This window comes from Persicobacter psychrovividus, assembly GCF_036492425.1.
In the GTDB taxonomy this organism is placed as follows: domain Bacteria; phylum Bacteroidota; class Bacteroidia; order Cytophagales; family Cyclobacteriaceae; genus Persicobacter; species Persicobacter psychrovividus.
Genome location: NZ_AP025292.1, coordinates 1,334,968 through 1,359,423 on the forward strand (window position 1 = coordinate 1,334,968; position 24,456 = coordinate 1,359,423).

At 38.9% G+C, this 24,456-nt stretch carries 22 protein-coding genes; 11 read left to right on the forward strand and 11 right to left on the reverse strand.

Annotated features, from left to right (window positions below; all coding sequences use genetic code 11):
- The first annotated feature begins 200 nt into the window (after window positions 1-200).
- The 6 genes from AABK40_RS05900 to AABK40_RS05925 all read left to right on the forward strand — a co-directional run bounded on the left by AABK40_RS05900 (window position 201) and on the right by AABK40_RS05925 (window position 6,110).
- Window positions 201-581 (forward strand): helix-turn-helix domain-containing protein, encoded by a 381-nt coding sequence (locus tag AABK40_RS05900; protein WP_332920489.1) that lies wholly within the window; start codon window positions 201-203, stop codon window positions 579-581.
- On the forward strand, window positions 565-1,443 hold the full coding sequence (locus AABK40_RS05905; RefSeq protein WP_338397907.1) for a hypothetical protein: 879 nt from the start codon (window positions 565-567) through the stop codon (window positions 1,441-1,443). The genes AABK40_RS05900 and AABK40_RS05905 overlap by 17 nt, the downstream gene beginning before the upstream one ends.
- A gap of 101 nt (window positions 1,444-1,544) precedes the next feature.
- Entirely contained in the window at window positions 1,545-2,675 is a 1,131-nt protein-coding gene (locus tag AABK40_RS05910; RefSeq protein WP_338397908.1) for a tyrosine-type recombinase/integrase, read from the forward strand.
- Window positions 2,675-3,079, forward strand: coding sequence for a hypothetical protein (locus AABK40_RS05915; protein WP_332920492.1), 405 nt, complete (start codon window positions 2,675-2,677; stop codon window positions 3,077-3,079). The genes AABK40_RS05910 and AABK40_RS05915 overlap by 1 nt, the downstream gene beginning before the upstream one ends.
- Before the next feature lie 172 nt (window positions 3,080-3,251).
- Window positions 3,252-4,604, forward strand: a complete 1,353-nt coding sequence (locus AABK40_RS05920; RefSeq protein WP_338397909.1) for a DUF3987 domain-containing protein — start codon at window positions 3,252-3,254, stop codon at window positions 4,602-4,604.
- 255 nt (window positions 4,605-4,859) lie between these two features.
- Window positions 4,860-6,110 carry a DUF6371 domain-containing protein gene (locus AABK40_RS05925; protein ID WP_338397910.1) on the forward strand — a complete coding sequence of 417 codons (1,251 nt, stop codon included), beginning with the start codon at window positions 4,860-4,862 and terminating at the stop codon, window positions 6,108-6,110.
- 341 nt (window positions 6,111-6,451) lie between these two features.
- Here the strand turns inward: AABK40_RS05925 and AABK40_RS05930 are convergent, their stop codons facing one another.
- The 11 genes from AABK40_RS05930 to AABK40_RS05980 all read right to left on the reverse strand — a co-directional run bounded on the left by AABK40_RS05930 (window position 6,452) and on the right by AABK40_RS05980 (window position 16,735).
- The gene (locus AABK40_RS05930; RefSeq protein ID WP_338397911.1) at window positions 6,452-7,168 is read right to left on the reverse strand and encodes a type IX secretion system membrane protein PorP/SprF; all 717 of its coding nucleotides are present in this window, start codon (window positions 7,166-7,168) and stop codon (window positions 6,452-6,454) included.
- Window positions 7,169-7,229: 61 nt separating this feature from the next.
- Window positions 7,230-8,045: a hypothetical protein gene (locus tag AABK40_RS05935; RefSeq protein ID WP_338397912.1), complete on the reverse strand. Its 816-nt coding sequence runs from the start codon at window positions 8,043-8,045 to the stop codon at window positions 7,230-7,232.
- Window positions 8,027-9,112 (reverse strand): hypothetical protein, encoded by a 1,086-nt coding sequence (locus tag AABK40_RS05940; RefSeq protein WP_338397913.1) that lies wholly within the window; start codon window positions 9,110-9,112, stop codon window positions 8,027-8,029. The genes AABK40_RS05935 and AABK40_RS05940 overlap by 19 nt, the downstream gene beginning before the upstream one ends.
- A 550-nt stretch (window positions 9,113-9,662) precedes the next feature.
- Complete coding sequence (locus tag AABK40_RS05945) at window positions 9,663-10,361, reverse strand: type IX secretion system membrane protein PorP/SprF (protein WP_338397914.1); 699 nt, start codon at window positions 10,359-10,361, stop codon at window positions 9,663-9,665.
- A 46-nt stretch (window positions 10,362-10,407) separates the two neighbouring features.
- Window positions 10,408-11,214, reverse strand: a complete 807-nt coding sequence (locus AABK40_RS05950; protein ID WP_332920496.1) for a hypothetical protein — start codon at window positions 11,212-11,214, stop codon at window positions 10,408-10,410.
- Window positions 11,196-12,437, reverse strand: coding sequence for a hypothetical protein (locus tag AABK40_RS05955; protein WP_338397915.1), 1,242 nt, complete (start codon window positions 12,435-12,437; stop codon window positions 11,196-11,198). The genes AABK40_RS05950 and AABK40_RS05955 overlap by 19 nt, the downstream gene beginning before the upstream one ends.
- 354 nt (window positions 12,438-12,791) lie before the next feature.
- Window positions 12,792-12,965, reverse strand: a complete 174-nt coding sequence (locus AABK40_RS05960; RefSeq protein WP_338397916.1) for a hypothetical protein — start codon at window positions 12,963-12,965, stop codon at window positions 12,792-12,794.
- An 11-nt stretch (window positions 12,966-12,976) separates the two neighbouring features.
- On the reverse strand, window positions 12,977-13,528 hold the full coding sequence (locus AABK40_RS05965; RefSeq protein ID WP_338397917.1) for a type IX secretion system membrane protein PorP/SprF: 552 nt from the start codon (window positions 13,526-13,528) through the stop codon (window positions 12,977-12,979).
- Between the two features lie 87 nt (window positions 13,529-13,615).
- Window positions 13,616-14,641 (reverse strand): PQQ-binding-like beta-propeller repeat protein, encoded by a 1,026-nt coding sequence (locus AABK40_RS05970; protein ID WP_338397918.1) that lies wholly within the window; start codon window positions 14,639-14,641, stop codon window positions 13,616-13,618.
- 524 nt (window positions 14,642-15,165) lie between these two features.
- Complete coding sequence (locus tag AABK40_RS05975; RefSeq protein ID WP_338397919.1) at window positions 15,166-15,732, reverse strand: SMI1/KNR4 family protein; 567 nt, start codon at window positions 15,730-15,732, stop codon at window positions 15,166-15,168.
- A gap of 229 nt (window positions 15,733-15,961) precedes the next feature.
- On the reverse strand, window positions 15,962-16,735 hold the full coding sequence (locus AABK40_RS05980) for an IS5 family transposase (RefSeq protein ID WP_338397920.1): 774 nt from the start codon (window positions 16,733-16,735) through the stop codon (window positions 15,962-15,964).
- A gap of 102 nt (window positions 16,736-16,837) precedes the next feature.
- Here AABK40_RS05980 and AABK40_RS05985 point away from each other — a divergent pair, with 102 nt between their 5' ends.
- The 5 genes from AABK40_RS05985 to AABK40_RS06005 all read left to right on the forward strand — a co-directional run bounded on the left by AABK40_RS05985 (window position 16,838) and on the right by AABK40_RS06005 (window position 24,455).
- Window positions 16,838-17,167 (forward strand): 5-methylcytosine restriction system specificity protein McrC, encoded by a 330-nt coding sequence (locus tag AABK40_RS05985; protein WP_338397921.1) that lies wholly within the window; start codon window positions 16,838-16,840, stop codon window positions 17,165-17,167.
- 52 nt (window positions 17,168-17,219) lie between these two features.
- Window positions 17,220-17,870, forward strand: a complete 651-nt coding sequence (locus AABK40_RS05990; RefSeq protein ID WP_338397922.1) for a hypothetical protein — start codon at window positions 17,220-17,222, stop codon at window positions 17,868-17,870.
- A 190-nt stretch (window positions 17,871-18,060) separates the two neighbouring features.
- Window positions 18,061-20,952 carry a S1 domain-containing protein gene (locus tag AABK40_RS05995; RefSeq protein ID WP_338397923.1) on the forward strand — a complete coding sequence of 964 codons (2,892 nt, stop codon included), beginning with the start codon at window positions 18,061-18,063 and terminating at the stop codon, window positions 20,950-20,952.
- A gap of 2 nt (window positions 20,953-20,954) precedes the next feature.
- Window positions 20,955-21,950 carry a hypothetical protein gene (locus tag AABK40_RS06000; RefSeq protein WP_338397924.1) on the forward strand — a complete coding sequence of 332 codons (996 nt, stop codon included), beginning with the start codon at window positions 20,955-20,957 and terminating at the stop codon, window positions 21,948-21,950.
- A gap of 36 nt (window positions 21,951-21,986) precedes the next feature.
- The gene (locus AABK40_RS06005; RefSeq protein WP_338397925.1) at window positions 21,987-24,455 is read left to right on the forward strand and encodes an AAA family ATPase; all 2,469 of its coding nucleotides are present in this window, start codon (window positions 21,987-21,989) and stop codon (window positions 24,453-24,455) included.
- The last annotated feature ends 1 nt before the right edge of the window (window position 24,456 follow it).

Sequence of the window (24,456 nt, forward strand, 5' to 3'; positions counted from 1 at the left end):
GGAGAAAGGGACGGAGATGCCTCGTTTTAGGGGAGAGTTTTTTGAACATCAGTGAACAGCAATGAACAACTATGAACATCAGTGAACAACTATGGACAAACAAAAAAGGAGAGAAGTTTGAACGTCGGTGGACGTCAGTGAACAAACAAGGGGGGAGTTCTTTGAACACCAGTGAACAGTAATAGACAAACTCGGCGAAAATGAAAATGCAGAAAAATTGTCTTTACTGTAACCAGGAATTTACAGCACGGGCCACAACGACAAAGTATTGCTCGCATAAATGCAATCAACGGCACTACAAACAAAAGCGGAGGGAGAAGAACATCGATAAAGCGCTGTCTGAAAATAACCTTAGGGTGCTTTCGGCTATTCGTGCTAAAAATAAGGGGCAGACGGTTGCTCCACCTCAACAGGAGGAGTTTTTGAGTATACCACAAGCTTGTGAATTAATGGGGGTTAGTCGAGGAACTGTCTATGGTTTAATTAATAAAAATACTCTCAAAATTACTAAATTAGGTAGGAGGACAATTATTAAAAAAAGTGAAATACTAAAACTATTTAACCATGGAAACAATCAATAAGCAACCAACTGCAACGGAAATAGAAATGCTTGTGGCAGAGACCAAGCGCCTGTTTATTCAGACGATCTGTAATGATTTCATTGCCTTTTGTGAATCACCCGAAAATCAGTTCAAAAAGCTGAAAGTGAAACTCGATGATTTTGGCGATCAAATATGGCGGAAATATTTAGTTCCTCTAAAGTCTGCTCAGCTAAACGGGCAAACGCTTAACAATCCGCTTTTGGACCATCTCTATATGGAGCTTCCCTTCTATTTATCTGAATTTGAAGAGGGGTACCAATGGAAGGCCCTGATCGAATCTACCATTCCAAAACTGCAAATCAAATTTGGGGTGGATCATTACGAAACCACTTTCGAACCGCAATGGCTGACGGAAAAAAGTACTGACGCTTGGATGACTTTATTGGCTAAGTTCATGGTGATCCACGAACTGGTTGAGAAGGGGGCATTTTTCAGGAATCAGGTATTTATTGATGGCTTGAAGGCTTTGGGTGCAACTCCATTATGTAATAAAATTGAGAACTTATCCCCTCCTCCTACGCCTGAGCGTCTCTCACGTGAAACTGAAAACCCACCAATAATTGCTCAATTGATTCGTTTGGAGATCATTAGCAAGCAAGGGCTTTTTGAAGACAAAACGGACCAAGCCCGCTATTATTCCGAAACTTTACAACTGAAGAAAAATAAGTCTGGGTATAGTGCCCATTTATACGCCTTATTGAAAGCTGGAGCGCCATTGTATGGTAAAAGCCAGGATCATGTTTTGGATTGCTTCAATAAATATGTGGCGCAATATTTACCTCCTGCAATGAGGGAAAAAGCGAGGGAGAACATCGAAAAAGGGACAGATGAAAATGAATAATTTTGAAAAATTTTGGGCAACACAAACATTTGAGAGACTCTCAAGGGTCTCTCAAGCCCCCCGAAAGTGGTAAGTTTTATATATAACCAAACAAATTAGTTATGGACGCATTAATGTTTACCATCAAGCTCAGGAAGAAGCCCATAGCCAAAGGCTTAAAATTCTCACTCTTCCTCGATATTCATTTCAAGGGGCAGCGTTATAAAGACTATCTCCGCTTGCATATTTATGCATACCCCAAAGACAAGCTCGACCGGGAATATAATCGACAAACCCTGGCAAAGGCCGAGAAAATAAAAAAGCTGAGGATAAAGGAGCTCAAGGAGTCTATGATCGTCGAGAAACCGACTAAAAGAAATATGAAATTTATTGATTATTTCGTTGAGCAACACTGGAAGAAAGAATCTGCCTCAAGTCAAAAAACATGGGAGTCAGCATTGGGGACCCTATTACAAATTGACTGGATACACGACATCCTACTGATTCATGTGGGCTACGAAGAGTTAATGATGATCAGGTCTTACTTTCTTAATGAGGCACTTTCACTTAAAGGGCAAGGTCGAAGGATCAGCCAAAATACAGCGCAAACCTACTTTAACAAGGTCCTGGCTACCATGAAGGAAGCGTTCATGGAAGGAATCCTCATGACTAATTTGGCGGATAGAGTAGAGCGAATCAAGGAGCAGGAGGTGTACAAAGACTATCTGACCATTGACGAGCTCCATGCCTTAGCAAAAACGCCCATGCCTTATGGAGACTTAAAAAGAGCTTGTTTATTCAGTGCCTTGACCGGTTTACGTGTTGGAAATATCAAAAAGCTACAATGGCAAAATGTGATCACGAATGTTAGCGGTCAGACCTATATTCAATTTGAACAGGTCAAGCGACACAACGTTCAGCAGAATCCACTAAATGAAGAGGCTATTTTACTTTTGGGAGATCGCCAAAGTCCAGAGGAACCTGTTTTTCCATCGATCAAATACAGTTCATGGAATAATATGAGGATCAAGCAGTGGGTTATGAATGCCGGAATCAAGAAAGACATCACCTTCCACTCCTTCCGCCACACCTACGCTTCGAACCTGTACCAAACTACTGGAGATATTTACTTAACCCAGCGGTTAATGGGCCACAAAAGCATCAAAACAACTTTAAGATATGCCAAGCACAGCCTTGAGCAAAGCCATCAAGCCATGGCCAATTTTCCTTCAATTCTTAAACCTAAAAAGTAATGGAATATCAACAAACAGAAGCTCCCTTGTTCAGTATCAATGGAGAAGTATTCGAAAAACAAATGAAACGCTGGATCAAAGAAGCAATGTTGGAGTTGCAAAAAGACCCGCAGGCGATCGCCAACCAAGTAGATCAAAATGGTCTGATGGATACCAAACAGGCCTGCCAATTTCTTAACCTATCCTATTCAGCCCTAAAAAAGCTAATGGATGATCAGATTGTGGTTCCGATCAAGGCGGGGAAAAAGAACCTGTTTCTACCTTCTGCACTCCTGAAAGATTTGCAGGTGAAGCGTAAACTTGAAGCAAAAGAAGTTGAGATTAAAGAGAAAAAGATCAGCCAGGCCGCCGAATTAATCAAAAGCTATAAGGCCAAACACCAGCATAAAAAATTCGAGGCATAAAAAAAGAGCCCCAGCTTTCGCCAAAGACCCATCTAAATCCACTTAAAAATACGGATTTTTCCGCAGAAGGCAAAAATCTTTTAAGGTCTTTGGTAAATCAATTCCTTTCTTACCTGACAAAACGCCCCTATTTGGGGTGTAGGGAGTGTTTTGTCTAAATTTTACCAAAAATATGACTATTCAGAATATTGGCGCCTTTTCAGAGGTGTCCTCTCCGTTAAGCGAAAGCAAGTCCTTGAATCAATTTCCCTTAGAAGTTTTTCCTTTCAGAATTCAAGAAGCCCTTCATCAGGTGAGCAACACGCTTGGTTTTGATATGAACTACCTGGCGTCAGGTGTCTTAACGACCACCAGCGTAATGGTTGGCGCAAGGGCGCATGTGCGAGTAAAGAAGGGCTGGTCCACGCCATGCAATCTATGGTCAGTGATTATTGGTAACGCTTCGAATAAGAAGAGTCCGACGCAAAAATTCAGTATTGACCCTTTGAACCAACTGAATCTTGAGGCCATCAAAACATACGAGGAGAACCTGAAAACTTGGGAAATTGACTATGCACAGATTGAAAACAAGCAAGAAAGAGAGCTCTATTTGGCCAATAATCCTGCCCCCGAAATCGTCAAATTCATTGTCAAAGACATCAATCAGGAGGCCCTGGTAAAACGCTTCAAAGCCAATCCGCACGGTCTTTTATTGCTTTATGATGAAATTATGGGTTGGGTGAAATCCATGGACCGGTACAACAAAGCCGGAGATGTCCAGTATTTCCTAAGCCTATACGATGGGGATACCATATCGGTGGACAGGGCGAGCTATCAGGCCACGGTAACCAACCCTTTTTTGAGTATTTTGGGAGGAATTCAACCTTCAAAGTTGTTCGATTTGTTTTCGGATGGCCGAAAGGATGATGGTTTTGTATATCGATTTTTGTTCACTTTTCCGGAGAAAGATACCTTTACGGAACTGACTACCAATTCATGCGATGATGCCTTTGAACGCTATCAACTTTATATGCAGGAAGTCCATCGATTGGCATGTAGCTTCGAGCTAAAGTCTCCTTTCCAATTAAGTAACGATGCCTTAGAGAGATTTTTGAATTACTACAATCATCTGTTGCGAGAGGCACAAGGCAATGACCACCAGTGTTCACTCAGAGGTAAAATCCTCGGATACATTCCCAAATTTGCAGTCCTCTGGGAATTTATCCACCTAAACGACACCAGGCTAAAAAGAGGGGTAGTCAGTGCTGAAGCCATTGAAGCATCCATCAAGATCGCAGAGTTTTACCGCCATCAAATAGACCGGGCATTTTTTATTGTCAATTCTGCAATCAACCTGAAAGGCATTGAATTAGAAATTTATAACCACCTACCATTGAAATTCACCAAAAAAGAATTGCAAAAGTTGGTAGAGGAAGCTAACCAGGCCTTACGCAGTTATGAAAGGTCCATTGAGCCCAAAGGAAAATGGATTAAAGAGGGCTTGGTAGAGAAAATCACACAAGGCAAATACCGAAAACTCAAATAAAAGTGTGGCGGAAATGGCGGAAGTGGCGGAAACTCCAATACAGGCCATTCAGGCGGGTTTTTAGGAGGGGCATGCCTGTTTTTACTGAAAAATTGTTGGCGGAAAGTGGCGGAAAAGCAGACTGGCCAAAGTGAGTTTCCGCCACTTTCCGCCAAATAATTCATCCTTTTCACAGCCTCCAACCCCTGTATACAGCTTTAGGAGGCTTATTTGAGCACTTTCCGCCACTTCCGCCAACCTCAAAATTGAAAAACCATGATAGACCAGAGTTATACCATACGATTGGATCAAACCATTTCAGACCATAGCAAGAAAAAATTTACCTGTCCATCTTGTAACAAACCCAAGCGATTTGTGCGCTACTATGATTTCGAAAAACATGAATACCTCCCTGAGCATTTCGGGCGATGTGATCGACAGGAAAGTTGCGGATATTTCAACTCACCAGATAAAGCATATTGGGCACTAAGAAAGAACAACTACGATAAGGAAGGTATAAGTGCAAATTCGGCATTTATGAATAATGAAAATGTAAATTTCCACAAGCCACCATCAAAAACATCGAAGCAAAAATCCGGCAACAACAATAGAGGGCAGGCCCCTAAACACATCAGCGCAAACTTTGCACTTAGGAACAAAATACCCTTTCACTATTGCCAACCAACGCTCAGTGGATCAGATCAATTCAGTAATACAATCGAAAGGTGGTTTGGGAAAAGGGCCAAAGATAAGATCATCAAGCGGTTTTTAATCGGTACAGATAGTCAATGGCCACAAGCCACCATCTTCTGGCAAGTGGATACCGACATGAATTTACGTGCCGGAAAAATTATGCAATACGATCATCACCTTAAGCGAGTAAAAACCGGTGGTTCGGCACGCATTAACTGGGTACATAGCCGACTGAAAAAGCAACAACAATTGCCGGAGAACTTTCAGCTGGAGCAATGCTTCTTTGGTGAGCATCAATTAGCTACCGCCGGAGAACACGATCAAATTGTATTAACTGAAAGTGCCAAAAATGCCATCCTGGGTTGGTTGTGGAAACCGGAATATATTTGGCTGTCCACCGAGGGAGCTAATGGCTTCAAACAAGAAAAATGTGGGGAGTTGGAAGGCAGAACCGTTTATCTGCTACCTGATTTTTCTGATCAATGCCGCGCCGATTGGAAAGGTAAGGCTTTGGCTATGACCAGGGGGTTAGACATTGATTTTCGCATGATGCAGATTGGTGCCCACTTGAATGACGGTACTGATATAGCTGATTTGATCTTGGGGAATCCACAGGTCCGACAACGGATAATGCAGATTAATGAATTGGTGGACCCCAATTTATTTGGGCCATTAAAAGAAAGCTCGCAAAGTATCGAGGAGCAGTATTTAAAATTGCTGAAGTTTTATTCTCAGGATTTTGAAAAGGCCTATGATGTGTTGTGCCAAATACGAGAGAATGGTAAAGATTGGTCGGTTCATAATAGCCCACAAACTATTATAAGTATTCAATAGGTATGTGAAAAGCAGTGCAAGAGCACGATCAAAGTGCCCTTTAAGCACGGTTGAAGTACTATAAAAGCAGGTGTAAAGCAGGGGTGGAGTGTAGAAAAGTACAATGAAAGCACATAAAAGCGCTATAAAAGTACCCTGAAAGTACTATTTTTAGTGGTTTTGGGTGCTTTATCGTGGGGAGTAGTGTTTCGGCGCATGGGTGAATAGGTTGCGCAGACGGATCAAGAAGGCCAGGATTATTCTTTGCAAAATTTAATTTATAACATTCTCACTAACTCAATTGAGCTGCTTTTTTGTGGCAAGATGCAAAAAAGGAATAGAGCAAAACATAGGGGCGAGTTTTATAGAGGAAGATATTTTGAGATGTGACGCCATTCATTGTTCAGCCACAGGTTCACCGAGGCAAAAGCACTCCAGTCCAAAGCCAACTGATCCATCTCATTCAAGCCCGTCGGCTGGTTCATGCGATAGCCATTCACCCCCAGGCGATGCAACTCCCGCCCTTTTTTATCCAAGGCACTCCAGATCAAACCACTGTACAAACTCCAGTGATCCCTGTTTTCTCCTGAAAAATCCTCCCCCTGACCCAACTCAGGATTATAACCATAGACAGGATCCCACTGACTCCCAGTGGTGAAACCATCACCATTCAAGCGGATGCCCGACCAAGACAAGCCCATGCCAAAAGAAAGGTCATGCAGTGGACTCAAACGCACCAAATAGGACAAGGAGCCACCCACCTCCTGCATCTTCACCCCCATATTATCCGAAGGCTGTTCATTCATAAAATACAAACCCGCACCTGCCTGCAAGGTGTTGTCTTGGGTATCTACCCAGGGCATGACCGCCGTGAGGATAGAACGGTTCCTGCTGATGCCGCCTTCATACGCCTGACTGTGATGCTGCAGCCCGACACTGAAATCTTCCGATAGAGCGGAGCTCGCTGGCGCATAGCGCAAGGCGGGAAAATCCCGCAGGGCGCTGAAGCCTCCCATTTGGGCGTGTGCCCAAGCGGGGAGGGTGATGGTGAATAGGATGAGGAGTAGTGGTTTTTTCATGTTGGGGTGGTTGATTTAAAAATAGATACTTCTAAAGGTCTTTATAAAATATAATAAACCACTATTCATAAAATGGTCTTAGCCTTTCCTTTTCTTGTTCCTCTACATATTGATTAAATTTTTGATTCATAGCTTCCTCTTCCCACTCAAATTGTAAAATCTTGTGATCTAAAAAATATTTATACACTTCCTCATCAAAGTTTCGCATATCTAAAACAATACGCTCTTCTTTTCCAGTAGGCAGTGTATGTTTTTCTTCGTTTTCAGAACCTATGGCATCTGTGTTATAGGAAACTTTTGTAGCTATAAACTTATCAACATCATTTAGATGCACTTTATACTCTTTAGGCATATCAACACGTTCACGCTCTCCAAATATGGATCTAACATTCTTTTGAGGATCAACGGGAGTACCAAAAAGCTTACTTTTTTCTTCTGTATATACTCCTGGACGATAAACCTCATCAATTGTATTCACAAAACCAAGATAAGGTAAATCATTAAAAGGTCGATCTAATAAGCCATATTGATAAAAACGCTTAATCTCTTTGCTTTTAATTTCAATAGATAAATGGATACAATATAATTCAGAAATATCTTTAGGTTTAAGGCTTCTACTAAAACTTAATTCATCTTCCTTACAGTCTTCAATTAAGCCAATTTCTATAGGTAATTTCTCAAAATTAATACGCATTTTTAAAAAAAAATTATCCTTTAAACGTTGAAGTAATAATGGGCTATTAAGTATTTTTTTAGTCTTAAACCGAATACTAATACCACCAGTACCTATCCCATAATAAACAGGATGCCCCTCAAGTAGGATAAATGATTCGTGAGTTAATAATGTATTACAATTAATTATTCTATTATTTTCCATGATTTATCTTCTTTAATAAACTTATACTTCACCATTAATTGTCCATCTGTTCCACTTCTAAATTCTAAAATATCACCTTCCTTGTATATTCTACTCATCCCTTCTTTAAATTCATATTCAGGCTTTAAGCTTGATTTACTACCAGCAAACCCTGTATTACACATTGGACTATGCTTAGGGTGCATATTACCCTCAACATCATAAGTAAAACGCAATTTTGATGGATCATCATTTTTAAATTTAATAACCACGTAAAAATCATCAGTTATATCATAGGGTTTTCCATTGTAATCCAATCTAAATTCTTCCATAATTTGACGAATTGATTTAGGTTCAAAATACTCACCCCGTCCAACAAACCCTGCAACACTATTATAATCGCCAGCATTAACCTCTTTAATAAATTTACCATTTTTATCTATGAACCTTGAATACCAAGCTCCAGGTTGTATTTTAGTCAGTAATTCCCCTTCTTTTGGTAATCCTATTTTTCTTGAGTATTGATGTAGTTTTGAAATTAGTATTTTAAAACCCTCCTCCGATACTCCAAAGGCAGTCTTCTCTAAAAATGGTCTTCTTGATGCAAGATAATTTGTCATGACCAGTTCTTCAAATATCGAAGCATTCATTGGTAGTTCCCCTCCCATTTTTGATGACAATAAGGTCATATCATGTTTATTAATATCTGTTATTGCAAAAATAGGGTCATCCCATTTTTGGGCATCTATACCTGATTGGCTAATAATTCGAAAGCGATCCAAGTAAATTTGATCATTAACGATCTGATCAACTAACCCTGGTCTTTTACCTAAACCTTTAACCAAATCAACATTCTCAGCATAATCACCAAAAAATGTACTTTGAACATCAGGAGTCAAATCATCAATTCGCCTGAAAAGGTCATCAAATTGATTACTTGGAACATGCCTCATCATTTGAGCCAGGGCGGTGGTCTGACCGTTTGTGGCATTGATGTATGTTTCCAATTTGGCGATTCTGGCCTCAAAATGTTGACCGTGCAAGTTTTTGAGTACTTGCCATTCCTTGCTTGATAATCCCCATTTCAAGTTTGAAGGCAATAGATTATCGCCTACTCGTAGTCCTGTGGATTCTTCAATGATTTCGGTTTATAGTTTCCCCCTTTTAGGGTCTGCCTTGCCAGCAATGCTTGGGTTGAGGTCATTCAGTGATTTTTGCAGATTGGTCGGTTCATAATAGTCCACATGCTATAATAAGTACTCAATAGGTATTTGAAAAGCAGTGCAAAAGCACGATCAAAGTACCCTTTAAGCACGGTTGAAGTACTATAAAAGCAGGTGTAAAGCAGGTGTAAAGCAGGGGTGGAGTGTAGAAAAGTACAATGAAAGCACTATAAAAGCGCTATAAAAGTACCCTGAAAGTACTATTTTTAGTGGTTTTGGGTGCTTTATCGTGGGGAGTAGTGTTTTGGCGCATGGGTGAATAGGTTGCGTAGACGGATCAAGAAGGCCAGGATTATTCTTTGCAAAATTTAATTTATAACATTCTCACTAACTCAATTGAGCTGCTTTTTTGTGGCAAGATGCAAAAAAGGAATAGAGCAAAACATAGGGGCGAGTTTTATAGAGGAAGATATTTTTAGATGTGACGCCATTCATTGTTCAGCCACAAGTTCACCGAGGCAAAAGCACTCCAGCCCAAACTTAGTTGATCCATCTCATTCAAGCCCGTCGGCTGGTTCATGCGATAGACATTCACCCCCAAGCGATGCAACTCCCGCCCTTTTTTATCCAAGGCACTCCAGATCAAACCACTGTACAAACTCCAGTAATCCCTGTTTTCTCCTGAAAAATCCTCCCCCTGACCCAACTCAGGATTATAACCATAGACAGGATCCCACTGACTCCCAGTGGTGAAACCATCACCATTCAAGCGGATGCCCGACCAAGACAAGCCCATGCCAAAAGAAAGGTCATGCAGTGGACTCAAACGCACCAAATAGGACAAGGAGCCACCCATCTCCTGCATCTTCACCCCCATATTATCCGAAGGCTGTTCATTCATAAAATACAAACCCGCACCTGCCTGCAGGGTATTGTCTTGGGCATCTACCCAGGGCATGACCGCCGTGAGGATAGAACGGTTTCTGCTGATGCCGCCTTCATACGCCTGACTGCGGTGCAACAGCCCCACACTGAAATCTTCGGACAAAGCGGAGCTCGCAGGGGCATAGCGCAAGGCGGAAAAATCTCGCAGGGCGCTGAAGCCTCCCATCTGGGCGTGTGCCCAGGCGGGGAGGGTGATGGTGAATAGGATGAGGAGTATTGGTTTTTTCATGTTGGGTGGTTGATTTAAAAATAGATGCCTCTAATGTTGACTAATATTACTCTAAAAATGGCCTTAGCCTTTCCTTTTCAACATATTGATTAAACTTTTGATTCATAGTATCTTCTTCCCACTCAAATTGTAAAATCTTGTGATCTAAAAAATATTTATATACTTTCTCATCAAAATTTCGCATATCTAAAACAATACGCTCTTCTTTTCCAGTAGGCAATGTATGTTTTTCTTCGTTTTCAGAACCTATGGCATCTGTATTATAGTAAACTTTTGTAGCTATGAACTTATCAACATCATTTAGATGCACTTTATACTCTTGAGGCATATCAACGCGTTCACGCTCTCCAAATATGGATCTAACATTCTTTTGAGGATCAACGGGGTCACCAAAAAGCTTGCCTTTTTCTTCTGTATATACTCCTGGACGATAAACCTCATCAATTGTATTGACAAAACCAAGATAAGGTAAATCAGTAAAAGGTCGATCTAATAAGCAATATCGATAAAACCGATTAATCTCTTTGCCTTTAATTTCAATAGATAAATGGATACAATATAACTCTTCAACATCTTTAGTTTTAATATCTCTAATGAACCATATTACTTCTTTTTCTATGTTTTCTATTAAATTAATTTCAATAGGTACTTCCAGTGAGTCATAACTCATCTTATGATATCCTTTATTCTTTAATCCTTTAACTAATTTTAAATCCTTAAGTATTTCATTCTTTTTTATACCTACACCAACCCTTTTATTGCCTATTCCATATCTAATAGGACTGTCTTCAAGTAAAACAAATGACCTATTATTATATATGCCATTACAATTTTTTATTTTATAATTTCCCATGAATTCTCTATATAATTAAACTTATACTTCACCATTAATTGTCCACTTATTTCACTTCTAAATTCCAAAATATCACCTTCCTTGTATTCTCTACTTATCCCTTTTTTAAATTCATATTCAGGCTTTAAGCTTGATTTACTTCCAGCAAACCCTGTATTACACATTGGACTATGCTTAGGGTGCATATTACCCTCAACATCATAAGTAAAACGCAATTTTGATGGATCATCATTTTTAAATTTAATAACCACGTAAAAATCATCAGTTATATCATAGGGTGTTCCATTGTAATCCAATCTAAATTCTTCCATAATTTGACGAATTGATTTAGGTTCAAAATACTCACCCCGTCCAACAAACCCTGCAACACTATTATAATCGCCTGCATTAACCCCTTTAATAAATTTACCGTTTTTATCTATGAACCTTGAATACCAGCCTCCAGGTTGTATTTTAGTCAGTAACTCCCCTTCTTTTGGTAACCCTATTTTTCTTGAGTATTGATGTAGTTTTGAAATTAGTATTTTAAAACCCTCCTCTGATACTCCAAAGGCATCATCCTTTAAAAATGGTCTTCTTGATGCAAGATAATTTGTCATGACCAGTTCTTCAAATATCGAAGCATTCATTGGTAGTTTCCCTCCCATTTTTGATGACAATAAGGTCATATCATGTTTATTAATATCTGTTATTGCAAAAATAGGGTCATCCCATTTTTGGGCATCTATACCTGATTGGCTAATAATTCGGAAGCGATCCAAGTAAATTTGATCATTAACGATCTGATCAACTAACCCCGGTCTTTTACCTAAACCTTTAACCAAATCAACATGCTCAACACAATAATCAAAAAATGTACTTTGAACCTGAGAAGACAACTTATCAACTCTTTCTAGAAGCTCATCAAATTGATTACTTGGAACATGCCTCATCATTTGAGCCAGGGCGGTGGTCTGACCGTTTGTGGCTTTGATGTATGTTTCAAGTTTGGCTATTCTGGCCTCAAAATGCTGACCGTGCAAGTTTTTGAGTACTTGCCATTCCTCGTTTGATAATGGCCAATGCATGTTTGAAGGCAATAGATTATCGCCTACTCGTAGTCCTGTGGATTCTTCAATGATCTCGGTATATAGTTTCCCACTTTTAGGGTCTGCCTTGCCAGCAATGCTTGGGTTGAGGTCATTTAGTGATTTTTGTAGATTGGTCGGTTCATAATAGCCCACAAACTATTATAAGTATTCAATAGGTATGTGAAAAGCAGTGCAAGAGCACGATCAAAGCGCCCTTTAAGCACGGTTGAAGTACTATAAAAGCAGGTGTAAAGCAGGGGTGGAGTGTAGAGAAGTACAATGAAAGCACTATAAAAGTACCCTGAAAGTACTATTTTTAGTGGTTTTGGGTGCTTTATCGTGGGGAGTAGTGTTTTGGCGCATGGGTGAATAGGTTGCGCAGACGGATCAAGAAGGCCAGGATTATTCTTTGCAAAATTTAATTTATAACATTCTCACTAACTCAATTGAGCTGCTTTTTTGTGGCAAGATGCAAAAAAGGAATAGAGCAAAACATAGGGGCGAGTTTTATAGAGGAAGATATTTTGAGATGTGACGCCATTCATTGTTCAGCCACAAGTTCACCGAGGCAAAAGCACTCCAGCCCAAAGCCGACTGATCCATCTCATTCAAGCCCGTCGGCTGGTTCATGCGATAGACATTCACCCCCAGACGGTGTAATTCACGCCCTTTTTTATCCAAGGCACTCCAAATCAAACCACTGTATAAACTCCAGTAATCCCTGTTTTCTCCTGAAAAATCCTCCCACTGACCCAACTCAGGATTATAACCATAGACAGGATCCCACTGACTCCCACTGACTCCCACTGACTCCCAGTGGTGAAACCATCACCATTCAAGCGGATGCCCGACCAAGACAAGCCCATGCCAAAAGAAAGGTCATGCAGTGGACTCAAACGCACCAAATAGGACAAGGAGCCACCCACCTCCTGCATCTTCACCCCCATATTGTCTGAAGGCTGTTCATTCATAAAATACAAACCCGCACCTGCCTGCAGGGTATTGTCTTGGGTATCTACCCAGGGCATGACCGCCGTGAGGATAGAACGGTTTCTGCTGATGCCGCCTTCATACGCCTGACTGCGATGCAACAGCCCAACGCTAAAATCTTCTGACAAAGCGGAGCTCGCAGGGGCATAGCGCAAGGCGGAAAAATCCCGCAAAGCGCTGAAGCCTCCCATCTGGGCGTGTGCCCAGGAGGGGAGGGTAAGGGTGAATAGGATGAGGAGTAGTGGTTTTTTCATGTTGGGGTGGTTATTCAATATGACTCAAAATATTCGAAATTTAATATTAAGTTTTATTCGAGGTAATTAAATTTATTGATTAGAAAATCAATTTTGAAATTGATCGAAAATGTGAAGGGTATTTTCTAAATCTAATATGTGCAATTTCCCTGCATTCCAAACAATTGCATTATTGGAAAAAGGCAACTTTTTATTAATGGTGAAAAATTCAATAACTTTGAGACTAAGTCTATCCAACATACAAATCTTACCACTTAATACATCGACAACGATGATCACATCGGGATAAACCCATATAGGTCCTGTAGCATGAAAATCAACTAATAATGCATCATCAGAAAACTTTTTACTTTTCAATAAACCTCCATTATTTGCATCAATCTCGAAAACTTCTTTTCCGTCCTGCTTGTAAATTTTATCACCTACTATGCCATAGGCTCCTAAACGATCATGTTCCCAAATCCATGATTTTTTACCATCCGAAGCATTTAATGCCAAAAGCTGCCCTCCTTTCAATGGGACATACAACAACCCTTGATATCTAAATAATTCACCATCTATTTCATTAGGCTCATCTGATAAAACTTCACCTGTATTTCTATGCCTTATAATAACTCTACCATAATCACTTATGTCAATTTTATATCTCTCTTCATGGTGTCGATTAAATGAATAAACGAACTTATTAGATTTATTAAAATAGTGTTGATCAATTTTAGTAGAGTAAACACTAATGTTTTCACTTCTCTCGAGTTCTAAATCTGACCCCAATAAATACATACCACTTGGTAAAAAATCATTATTTATATAATAATATATTTGAAGTTTTGATTCAAATAAAACACCTGAGGAGATATTAGATACCTTGTCATCATCAGACATAATCTCAGTTATAATGTCCCCCTCTATTGAAAACAGCTTCGATCTATGATTAAACAACTTATAAACCAATTTACCATCATATACGCGGAAGGAATCAATCTCTTCTTGTATCACTGTAACACATTCATTATCAATGATTTTACACAAACCACCATTTATTTTTTTTGCATAAATACTGTTATCAGCTTTTCTAATTAAACCTATATTTTCATTTCTTTTTATTAATCTCATATCCTATTTAAAATTTTTCTCAAAAATTTCATCGAACCAATCATTTGTATCTACCAAAAAGCAAAATAGCCCGATTTCTACCCAATATTTGGGCATTTTGCATTTTCGCCATTTTTCCTGATAAGCATAATGGCTGATTTACTTAATTTTTAAACCTTTAAGATATACTTTCCCTAACCCAAATAATTGAGAAGGGGTGTACCAAAGCATAACGCAAGGCGGAAAAATCCCGCAGGGCGCTGAGCCTCCCATCTGGGCGTGTGCCCAGGCGGGGAGGGTAAGGGTGAATAGGATGAGGAGTAGTGGTTTTTTCATGTTGGGGTGGTATGGAGTGCCATATTATGTGATAATACACAGGGAACCGTAAATATTTGGTATTTTAAGGAAATTGCTTAAAATATAATTATAACTAATCAATCTCTTTAAATATTATAAACGAAATTATTTACATGAATTTTATGGAAAATTATTTATAACTATAAAGTATATTTTTATATACTTATTTTTATTTAAGACTTGTTAGTCTATTCTTTTATTCTCCAAAAATCTTCCCCCCAACTCTTAAATAGATTTTCAAAAGAAATGCCATCAGGCAGGTATGTTTCATTTGGCACTATTTTATAATCCTGAAAAAATGAAAATATAGTTTCGCTTACAAAGTGAATTCTTTCCTCTAAATGAGCATATTCGATAAAAATTTGATCTCTATTAGCTTCACCTATACCCAACATTAAAATGCCTTGATCATTACATTCACCAATAGGAAGTAGTTTTTGGTTTTTAATATAACTGTCATCTTCATACAAATTATTGTAAGTATTTAACATGTCATCTAATGAACTAAACATATTTTCTATTCCTATATGATTATTTTTAATATACTGAGAATCATAAAATAATAGACTACTATTACACTCTGTGTCAAAATATCGCAAAAATTGTTTAGTTCCAATTTCCTCAAACTTAAATGCTTTTATAAAAGCTTTAAAGGCTATTGGTAATTGAAGTTTATTTTCTTGCTCAAACTCAAAAATCTTATTACTAAGATCCCCACTGTTTTTCCTAACACTTATATAATTTAAAAAATTCATAATTATATTTTTATTTAAATACTGGTGAATCAAAAAAAACCAACAATTTTTTCATTAATGGCTTGAACTCCTCCTATATGAGCCGCATTAGATCTACTGTGTACAACGATAGGTACTGGAATTAATGTTTTACCATCTCATGATGATGCCATGTACACTTAACCCATCCGTCCTCAGGATATGGGGAATTTACATCTTTTATTTCACATTGGGTTCCTTTAGAGCGTGTTTAAAGTCGATATTCATGTAGTCTTATCAAAATCGTATTTGAATAACTTAGAGCTATAAAGGCCTCTGATGATCGGGGGTCTTTTTCATAATCCTTTGATAACCTACGATATGAATTAAGCCATCCAAATGTTCTTTCAACTTGCCATCGCTGTTTTTGAGGAACAAATCCCCTGTCTTTGGAAGGTGGATTCTGTATAGTATCTGTTATCCATCCGAAGATTTCAGCCCCTTCAGCGAATACCTTACCATAAGCACTGTCTCCACGAAACAATTCTAATCGTTCGAACTGGGTTAACTTGGGTAATAACTCCAAGCCCGCTTCACCATCGTGTTGATTGGCTGCCCCCACATAAACCGCAACTATTCTGCCGTCAATATCTACGGCAATACTTCTTTTCCTACCATTGATTTTCTTGTTACCGTCAATCCCCTTATCAATTGAAATTCCTGTTCCAACTTTGATAGATTGACTATCAACAGCGAGCAGAGATGGTGATGGTTTCTGACCCTGTTCCTGCCGATCTATTTTAGTTAACTCAATTATTATCTGAATAATAAGGCCACTTCGTTTCCATTTCCTGAAATAATAGTATACTGATTGCCACTTCGGAAATCGAGAGTCTAAATTTCGCCATTGGGTACCCGCTCTTGTAATCCACTGAATAGCATTAAACATTTCTCGGCTACTATATTTGGTCGGGCGATCGTTTACAAAAAACTTTTTAATATATTGCCATTGAAAATCGGTAAGGTCAACATGTTTTGCCTGCATAATTCTGTTTTTGGTGTGAGAACCGCAAAGTTAGGCGATTTTCAATTTTTTAATTTTCCTTCCTTAAGTTTTTAAACACACTCTAAGCTATTTTGGAAAGGAGTGGGTAAAGCCCCCGACCTGGGAGCCGATATCGTCTGCACCCACCGAAGCACCCAACAAGTCGTGGTTTTAGATACCAAGTGGAAAAATATTGGGGGCCAAGCCCCGAGTTCTGAAGATCTGCGTCAAATGTATGTGTATGCCGATTACTATGGCGCCAGCCGGACAGCTTTGGTTTATCCAGGGATAGAAGATAAGCGAATTCACGGGCAATTTCAGAGACTTTTTGATGAGCAGGAAGAAAAGATTTGCGAGATCATTCAGCTCGCTCCGAGGGGAGATCTGAAGGAGTGGGAAGAAGGAGTTGGTGGTTTGTGTTTGGGGCAGTGATACAAAATAAAATTTCAGGGCACATCGGTTGCACTATGCCTTGGTAGTTTTGGTGAGTGATTTTTCAGCAATCGAATTATATTTTTTACATCAACCAGATATGAAGACCCAAGGAGAAATATTAGGCGAGAAGGTCAGGAAGTACAATGAGCGTTCGACCAATTGCTCGCCAAAATCCCAAAGAAGCAAAGCACTTTTTGCTGAAATAGAGGATTTGGCGAAAGCAATCGGGCATGCGGTTAAGCTTACTCAACTTGATGGAGTTTGTGTTTTAAAGCTTGTGCAAATTCAGCAAAAACCTGTCGATCAACAGGTGCATCCACCGAAGAAAATAGAGAAATTACCAGTACCTGAAAACAAATTGGTGAAGAAGAGGAAGTCGAAACAGAAACCTCCTGAAAGACCGAAAAAAAGTCAGAAAATATCAGCCAGTTCCCGATCGCATTACCCCCCAAAACAAGTGGTGAAACAGGAGAGAGTTTCAAAAAATACATCTATCAAAAAATATCCTTCCCAGAAGAAAAAATGGTTGTCAGTTACTGAAATAGCAGAGATGAAACGGAGGCTTTTAGAGGATCTTGAGAGAACTTCAGGTTATGCAAATATTTGTAATAGGGTAGAAGAGGGTGAGGCTCAACAAACAGAAAAGCCGATAGTGAAAAGTGCCCGCTTAGATTTAGGGGTAATGGATGAGCATCATTAAATGGGGTCGTGTTGTTAAGAGGGGGGTGATTAGTTGAGTGCGGTTGAAGAACATCTAAAAAAATCATTCCAAACTGAAAAAAATAGTATTTTTTAAATTTAAAAAAGTCTAAATTTGAGGATGTGTTTTTCTGTAATCCTTGAGATGCATTTTTTAAGTTAAATATTGCCTCAATTAACCATCAACGCCTATGCCAGATAAGGATCAATTTTTTTCGGGAGAAGTAATTTACTGGAATAAATCATTTGGGTTTATTGACTGTGAAGAACTCGATGATAATATTTTCTTTCATAAATCAGCCCTGAATTTTTCAGCAAGTAATGTGTTTCTTTTCGATACGCTTTCATTTCGTGTGCAAAAGGTAACGCATGGTAAGCATAAAGGGTCTTATCGGGCAATTGATGTTCATTTACTAAAAAAAGGGTCCGTATTTGAACATGAGCGATATGTAGGGGTAGTGGAACGTCTGAAAGTTCGTTCTGGATATATTGATTACCCTACCAAAGAGGGGGAGGAAATCTTATTGTTTCGTACAAGATTGATTTTTGATGATAACATTTCGAATGGGGATTTGGTGGTTTTCAATCCCGTGGTGAATGAAAAAAATCGGGATCAGTTATTTGCGTTTTTTGCCTATCCAATTGCCTTTGAGAGTGATGTTCAATTTCTGATGAAGCAATATCAATTGCAACGGTTACCTCAATTGCGTCAATTTATTTTGGATCAATTTTCTAAGGAAGAAGTATGGACTCAAATCGAAATTGAATTGATTGAGATGGGGGAGGTTGATAGCTCAGAGCAATATTTAAGATTGAAGAAATTGTTGAAGGGATTGTCTGGGTTGGTAGCACCTTTTAGTCTATTGAAAAAATATGTTAGTACGCCCTTCCTGGTGCTATTACTTACCGAAAAACTGATTGATACTTATGAGTTTGATTTAGTTTATGATCATTTTTTAAATGTTCGATACAAGGTAAAAGAAAACCTGTTTGCATGTGTTTCAAAGGAAACCGAAAAATTGAAGCTTTTGGAAGCATGGCTGAAAGGTCTGTCGGATAGGGATGCTTTTGCCAATAGGCCGACTGAGGTAAATAGTTTCATAAGGTGCTTCGGGCGCTTAGATAAGCAAACAGCAAAGGAGTTTAGGGACAGGGTACAGGCAATTGCTTTGGAGAAATTGAGTCCGGCGGATAATATCAAAAGGTGGATCAAGGGTGAGCTTCATGATGAGTTATCAACGGATTATGTGTTGTCAAATACCAATTTGTGTGATGAGCTGAAAGTAAAGGAATTGTGTAGCCATCGGTCAAGACTGAAGGAGGGGATTTTGCTTCGGTATGAACAAGAGTTATCGAAAAATAAACTGCACAACCCTCAATCTGAACAGTTTTTGCGCCTCGCCAAAATGCTTTTGAATTACCAAAAGTACTTTGCGCCCAGCAGTGCTGTTATTGATGATTATTTTGGGGGCTTTTCCACGGAAATACAGCTGTATTTTTGGTGTTTGGGATATGAAGTGGATCAATTTGAGGATTTGATCAAAGTGTCATTTGTTCAATTGGATGCTTATTTTCAGCTCCGTTGTTTACTTCGGATGAAGGAAAAACAAGTCGATCAGGCATTTATATCCTCCTGCAAGGCAAAAGCATCAATTAATCAGACCTCTTTACAAGATTTATTTTTATCAAGAGAATGGAGTGAGGAAATCCTTTACGCTGTTGATATTGAACAAAACAAGGCGGTCCAAATAAACACCTTATCCTTCATTCAAGATGTGATTGATTGTGATGAGCGCTTTGATTGGCGAGCGTTGTTGGAACAGTTATATTATTCGACAGATGATATTTTGTTAAAAGCACGAATCTGGTTATTCACTGAAAATGAGAAGTATTATGACTATATACGCTTTTCATGGATTTTTAAAAAACTGGGTCGGAATGAACAGAAAAAGTTCAAGCGTCTTGGCGATGCCATAGGTAAGCAGGATGTTGAAGTTCGAGAGGTAGAAGGTGTGAAACCGTGTTATCATTTTAAAGATCAGGGGGATGGTCGCTTTCTTTATGAGGCTTCCCTCCTTAATATATTTTTTGAGAATAACTTATTGCGGTTGCGTAAACATGATGGTTCGTACACTACCCAGTTCCCCTACAATGGTTGTAGCCTGGGTTTAAATAGGGTTCCAGCTCAGCATGAATTAGCTAAGCAGGTAATCAATATTAAAGTTGCCGACGGTCAGATCAAGAAAGTTGAGGGCCTTGATCAAATTTTGGAAGCCATTGAAGTGGCCAGTATTTCAAATAGTCTTGATCAAATTAGCATCCACTCAAAGGCGTCCTTGAATGGTGAAAGTTCATTGGCCTATGTCGAGGATTGGGACCTTAGGAAAGTCGTTGTTGGTTATTTGAACAAACTCAATAGTAGGAACGATGCTCCTGAACCCGTTTATGTCAGTGAAGCCGAGAGTGAAAGATTCATGGAGCCAAGCCACCAAAATCGAAAGGATCATAAATCGGGTTTATTTGCTATAAAGCTGTCGCAAGGCTTTGCTATTGTTTGGGAGAATATCGATTCATCAGACAATAAGGCGACCAAGGTTTTCAAATGCGAAGATCAATATTTGGAGGAATATATCGAGCGAATCAAATATGCAATTGCCAATTACACCAATCTTCGATCTACTTTGAATAGAAGCCATTCAGAGGGGCCGTTGGCTACTTTCAGTGGTTTTCATGGTTATGTCGGAACTGTCGAAAAATTTAGAGGGAGGTCCAATGCTTTTGAATTATGGCGAGAGAAGTTGGAAGCATCTTTCTTACAACCAATTCCTGCATATTCGGACATGAGTATTGATGAAATAGAGGAGTTATATGCTGATATGATCAGTGTTAAGTTGCCAGCAAGTAGCAGTAGGAAGCAAGGTTTCTCGCTTGATAGCCAACTCCTGAAAACAAAAAGCATCATAGGGGAGTCGGGTGTAGATTCCGCAACGAAAGGCTCAGGCAAGAAGAAGGAGGAGTATAAAAAAATATCCCAGGCACTCAGCGATTTAAATAATATATTGGAAGGCTTTTTTAATTCATAACCATGCAAGACATCATAAAATCATTACAGGAAGAAGTCAATCGTTTTAAGGAAGCTTCCTCAACTTTGGGCTCTTTTAAGCAGTTGGGAGCAACCATTGAACATTTGACAAACAAGCAAAATGACCAGTCTGAAACTTTAGGGATGTTGGTCAATGCGATCAATCAGGTCAGTGAGCGGTTGGAAAAAGAAGGAAGCTCTACAAAGGAAAACAGGGATTCGCTAAACGTGCAGTTGGAATCTATTCAAAAGCTAATCAAGCAATTGAATGATGAGCAGAAGGAAATTAATGAGCGATTGGTTGTTGTCGATCAAATTGAAAAAAAGCAAGCAACGTTCGAGAATCGGTTATCAGATTTTACCTTAAAAGAGGAGAGCAAGCAACAGATCAATCGGCTGGAAACGCTTCTAAAGGATGTTTCTGACAAGTTGCAACAAAGTGCAGATCAAAGCAAGGATCTACGAACAGAGATGGATCGTTTTGCATCACTTGATGAGGTTTTGAAAGGCCAACAGCGTCAGATTAATCAATTATATTCTGCATTTGAATCTAAAGGAGAAGAGTTGAATGCGGTAAAAGAAGAATTGTCATGGATGAAGCAGGCCAATAAATTGCTTACTACTGATCTCCAAAATGTAAATGAGCAGAACGCAATTCTTGTTAAAAAAATCAAATTAACTGAAGAGAATGAGGAGCATCGGAGAGATGAGTTGAGGGAGATTCGAAAATCAATGCTGCCGATACTGGATAAAGAAAAATCCAATTCAGAAGGGCTAAGTGAAACTACCCTTCATATTAATCGCTTAGAGTCAGAATTTGCGGAGTTGTCTAAAAATGTAACTAATAATGGAGAAATATTTGACCAATTCAAGCAAGCTTTAAAAGGGCTGAATGATAATAGCGAGCAACAACAGGAGGTTATGTCAAAATTTAATAGGCAATTAGAGCGAGTTGAACGAAAAGCCTATCAATCCATCTGGGATCGACTGTTTGATTAATTGCCGATTAATCCACTTACTTAAACCATCACCACTATGAAACATATCAAACGACTCGGACTGCAAAACTTTCGCGGGTTCGCCAATCAGGCTTTCGATTTCTCAAAACTCAATATCCTGACAGGAACCAACAGTTCAGGAAAGAGCAGTGTGTTTAAAGCCCTCCTTTTACTTCAGCAAAGTGCGCATAAAAGTAATTTCAATGAATTGAATTTCGAAGGAGAACACCACAATTTGGGTACCTTTCAGAAGGTACTCAATAGGAATGCTCCTGAAGGGGATGATAATATAGGCTTTGAGTTGGTGTTTGACTATCATTCAATAAGTCAAGGAGCATTTTTTGATGTAGAGAAGAGGGAATTGCGAGATGTTGGCATGTGCAACTACCCTTTAGGTTTTGCAAGTTTAAAATCCCAAGATTTGGAAAAATATTTGGATGATGAGGATTTATCAGGATTCAAAGAGTCATTGTTTTGGGAAGATTGGAGAAGGGTTTTATTTTTTGAGGTTAATGAGCTGTTAGATTATATCCAAACTCCACATTCTTTAAAAGCATTTTTTCAAGCAAGGATACTAAGGCCCGAAATTGTAGCCCGTGTTCTAAATGGAGTGGAAGAAGCAACATTTATAAATTTGGTTTGTCAAAATCATGATATCGGAGAAGAAGTCTTAATTCAAGGGCTTTCAGAGATCGGGGGGTATAAAGTAATGCGGGAAAATTGGCAAAAGTATTTAAGTATACCTTTGCCATGGTTTGAAGGTAAAGGTTGGGTACCCGTGTCTATTGGAGGGCATCTCAATATCTCGGAGAGAGAAGACGCATTCATTTTTAAAAAAGCTAATTATATAATTAATAATAGAGACACGCTAAAGGTTAATTTGAATTATAGCCCTATTTCAAACCATGAAAATGGACGAATTAGCACTTTTTCTTTTAGTAATGTGTCCAGTTACTCAAAAGAGGAGCTTTTGTTATTTACGTCCTTACCCCCCTATTTAAGTGAGGATCCTTATGGTCCCGGTGGGCTTGAGAATGTGTCCTATGATACATTTACAGAAACCAATGCATTTACCGGTGGTCATTTTAACTTTCTTACTATTGATTATGAAAAGTTTGATACCGCTGTTGGTTGTAATTGGGTGGACATAAATAGTTTTTTTAAGCTATATTATGAGTGCAAATCAAGGACTAATTATTCAGTTAAGCAGCAAGAATTAAAGGATTCACTTGCCTTTACGAAGGATGTAGATATGGTATCAATTGTTCATAAAAAATTGATTTCTTTTTTAAGTGAACGATTAGCATCAGGTTTTGGAATAAATCGATTTTCAGTACAGACCGGTAGTGTTGCTTCATGTTTCGAGTATTTTAATAAAGGTAATTTACCTGGCTTTGCTTATGAGCAAATGTATGATGGTGAAGCTTTTCAGGGGAAAACAACCTTCAGTTTATATGACTTACTTACTAATGATTCTATTTTAGAAAAAACACTAAGCTTAAGGGGTGCGGAGAGCTCTTTGCATGAGTTTCCAAGTTATTATGCACTATCAGAAGAGGACTTGGTCTGCATTCATGAATTTAAGGAAAAGTTAGAGGAGGTGGATGTTTTAAGTATTATGGATTCTGATTTTATAACCTTTGTAAATCATGCGGTCATTGAATGCGTAAAGTACCTCCCGGAAAGTGTACCCCAATATTTTAAGTTGGAGGATCAGCGGGATTTGATGACCTACTTGCCGGCCTATCGAGGAAACAATGCACGAATTTACATGAATTCGAGTAATTCAGCTTTGAATAAATTATTAGGTGAATTCAAGCGAGGAACAGCCCTGCAGGAGGCCAACGACTATGTCAATAAATGGCTGAAGGCGTTCGGTATTGGTGAAAAATGTACCATTCGGTCCGTTGAAGGAATTGCTTACAAGGTTGAGGTCGAGAATTCAAGAGGAGACGTTGTGGATATTGCAGACCTTGGGTATGGTATTTCACAGCTATTACCTGTAATTTTAAAGATCGCCCTTGCTCCAAATTATGACGAAGGGGCCATTTCTAATTCAATTGTAGGGCAAGTGATTCTGATTGAGGAACCTGAAACGAATCTACACCCGAGATTACAGTCTATTTTAGCTGATATGCTGGTGGAAGCTTACTTGGTTTTTGGTATTCAGATCATGATTGAGACCCACTCGGAATATTTAATCCGAAGGTTACAGGTTTTAATGAAAAAAGGCTTTGCCTCAATAGAGGCTAATGGAGAGCATCCGTCCTCTCGACTTGGCATTTCATTAACCAATAAACCCCAAGAAAAGGAATTGGCTTCCGATGATGTCATGATTCACTATGTGTCCACGGATGAGGAAGGCGAAACATCAGCTTATAAAATTAAAATTGGTAACAATGGTGTATTGTCCAAAGACTTCGGTTCTGGCTTTTTTGATGAAGCAACTCGCTTAGAAATAGAAACGATTGAGATGGGAATGTTGTACACTAATATTAAGGATTGAT

Excerpts from the sequence above, each read along its gene's own strand:
- AABK40_RS05980 (WP_338397920.1), bottom strand. The coding sequence starts at position 16,735 with ATGCAGGCAAAACATGTTGACCTTACCGATTTTCAATGGCAATATATT.
- AABK40_RS05950 (WP_332920496.1), bottom strand. The coding sequence starts at position 11,214 with ATGGGAAATTATAAAATAAAAAATTGTAATGGCATATATAATAATAGG.
- AABK40_RS06005 (WP_338397925.1), top strand. The coding sequence starts at position 21,987 with ATGAAACATATCAAACGACTCGGACTGCAAAACTTTCGCGGGTTCGCC.
- AABK40_RS05995 (WP_338397923.1), top strand. The coding sequence starts at position 18,061 with ATGCCAGATAAGGATCAATTTTTTTCGGGAGAAGTAATTTACTGGAAT.
- AABK40_RS05925 (WP_338397910.1), top strand. The coding sequence starts at position 4,860 with ATGATAGACCAGAGTTATACCATACGATTGGATCAAACCATTTCAGAC.
- AABK40_RS05930 (WP_338397911.1), bottom strand. The coding sequence starts at position 7,168 with ATGAAAAAACCACTACTCCTCATCCTATTCACCATCACCCTCCCCGCT.
- AABK40_RS05910 (WP_338397908.1), top strand. The coding sequence starts at position 1,545 with ATGGACGCATTAATGTTTACCATCAAGCTCAGGAAGAAGCCCATAGCC.
- AABK40_RS05945 (WP_338397914.1), bottom strand. The coding sequence starts at position 10,361 with ATGAAAAAACCAATACTCCTCATCCTATTCACCATCACCCTCCCCGCC.
- AABK40_RS05970 (WP_338397918.1), bottom strand. The coding sequence starts at position 14,641 with ATGAGATTAATAAAAAGAAATGAAAATATAGGTTTAATTAGAAAAGCT.
- AABK40_RS05915 (WP_332920492.1), top strand. The coding sequence starts at position 2,675 with ATGGAATATCAACAAACAGAAGCTCCCTTGTTCAGTATCAATGGAGAA.
- AABK40_RS05975 (WP_338397919.1), bottom strand. The coding sequence starts at position 15,732 with ATGAATTTTTTAAATTATATAAGTGTTAGGAAAAACAGTGGGGATCTT.
- AABK40_RS05935 (WP_338397912.1), bottom strand. The coding sequence starts at position 8,045 with ATGGAAAATAATAGAATAATTAATTGTAATACATTATTAACTCACGAA.
- AABK40_RS05965 (WP_338397917.1), bottom strand. The coding sequence starts at position 13,528 with ATGAAAAAACCACTACTCCTCATCCTATTCACCCTTACCCTCCCCTCC.
- AABK40_RS06000 (WP_338397924.1), top strand. The coding sequence starts at position 20,955 with ATGCAAGACATCATAAAATCATTACAGGAAGAAGTCAATCGTTTTAAG.
- AABK40_RS05920 (WP_338397909.1), top strand. The coding sequence starts at position 3,252 with ATGACTATTCAGAATATTGGCGCCTTTTCAGAGGTGTCCTCTCCGTTA.
- AABK40_RS05900 (WP_332920489.1), top strand. The coding sequence starts at position 201 with ATGAAAATGCAGAAAAATTGTCTTTACTGTAACCAGGAATTTACAGCA.
- AABK40_RS05905 (WP_338397907.1), top strand. The coding sequence starts at position 565 with ATGGAAACAATCAATAAGCAACCAACTGCAACGGAAATAGAAATGCTT.